General features: G+C 47.7%; 2 protein-coding genes. Both read right to left on the reverse strand.

Features of this window, described 5'->3' with window-relative positions; translation table 11 throughout:
* Positions 1-93: 93 nt before the first annotated feature.
* The gene (locus C7R94_RS29595) at positions 94-1,323 is read right to left on the reverse strand and encodes an MFS transporter (RefSeq protein ID WP_106786039.1); all 1,230 of its coding nucleotides are present in this window, start codon (positions 1,321-1,323) and stop codon (positions 94-96) included.
* 215 nt (positions 1,324-1,538) lie between these two features.
* Positions 1,539-1,722, reverse strand: a 184-nt coding sequence (locus C7R94_RS29600) for a sodium-independent anion transporter (protein ID WP_106786040.1), incomplete at its 5' end; no start/stop codon positions are given.

Consider the following 1,722-nt stretch of genomic DNA (forward strand, 5'->3'; position numbering starts at 1 on the left):
CGGGGATGACGTGAAAAAACTCCCTTCTGTCATCGTCAGGGGCTCACCTGTACGCTTGAGAGGGAGTTTTCGCATGTGATCAGGCTACTCTCGTTACTTCGTAGCTAGCTGACGCTCCGTTGTTTGCTGCTTCAACGGCTGTCCGACCAATTGTGATCGTTTGGATCGAATCATGATGGCAGTAATCAACAGCGCAATGCCATTGATGATAAATACGTAGCGAATCGGGATGAGTCCCCCGAGAACACCGCCAATGATCGGCCCCATCATCGTCGCGAGCTGCGTCGAGGATTGGTTCAAGCTAAATGCTCTGCCGCGAAATTCTGGCTCCGTGACCTTTACAATCATGGCGTTGATCGATGGATAAACAGCGGCAAAAAACAGGCCGTACGCAAATCGCAAAATGCCAAATCCAAACAGATTCGTGAAGAAAAATTGCAGTAAATTTCCGATCGCTCCACCCATTAAGCCAATAAACAAGATTTTGGAATAGCCGACCTTTGACCCGAGCTTTCCCCATTGTGGAGCAGCAATGACCGTCGCGATTCCGACCGCCGCAAAAATGATGCCGGAGCTGAGGGAAGCGTCTTGCTGCGAAGCGCCCAATTGCATGACATACACGGTGAGTAAAGGTTCAAGTAGCATAACGGAAATCGTGACCATCAGGCTCATACCCAGTATCGACATCAACGGGCGGTTTGCCATCGCAGCGCGCAAATCTTCCCGCACACTCGAGCGGCTGCCGGAGCGGTTCAAGTTCGTTTCCTTCACGAAGAACGTAGCGATCAGTGCTGCTACGAGCACGACAAATCCTGAAAAAATGAAAGCTTCCGCGTTTCCCCATACATGACTGACGACACCGCCAACCAACGGACCGATGATTCCTCCTGTTGCTCCCGAAGTCGCCATAATCCCCAGTGCGTACCCGACGTGTTTTTCTGGTGTATTCGTCGCTACCAACGCAATGGCGGCAGGTACGTAGCCGGCAAGCAAGCCTTGGAAGATCCGTAACACAAGAAACAAATAAGGGTCCGTAATCAAATATGTCAAAAAGTACAACAAAGCGAGGCTAAATCCAGAACGAATCAACATCGGCTTTCGTCCATATTTGTCCGCAAGAGAGCCCCAAAATGGCGAAATAAGTGCACTTGCTAAAAACGTGATGCCAAACGAAATGCCGGACCAGGCCTCCAGATGCTCATTGACCCCCAGTGAAGTATGGAGGAAGATGGGCAAAAAAGGGATGGAGATGGAGTAGGCGGTGCTACAGAAGAATACCCCAATCCATAACACAATCAAATTACGTTTCCATGAAAATTCCATCTTTCTGTCACAACCTTTGCAGTTAAAAAGCAGGAATATTGTTATTGATCATTCTAGCACTGCAAAATGATGCTGACCAATTCGGAAATATGATCGGACTATTGCAAAAATGAAATAAGAGGAAATCTTGACTTCATTCGCACAAAAGGAAATCCCCTAACAACAAGAGATGAAGCTCTTGTATCCGTTAGGGGATTTTCATTGAAATCGGCAGGTTAATGTCCGGCAGGAGTGCTTATACCCACACGATCAATCAATCGTTTGCTTTCTTCATTAAGTCCGGTGATGAGTACGAATTTGTCCAGCTGTCTGTATTTGTCTACGACCTTCGAGATAGCTGTAACGGCTGACAAATCCCAGACATGGGAACGAGAAAAGTCAATGATAATCTGCTGAGGA

The organism is Brevibacillus sp. NRRL NRS-603, from assembly GCF_003013445.1.
In the GTDB taxonomy this organism is placed as follows: Bacteria; Bacillota; Bacilli; order Brevibacillales; family Brevibacillaceae; genus Brevibacillus; species Brevibacillus formosus.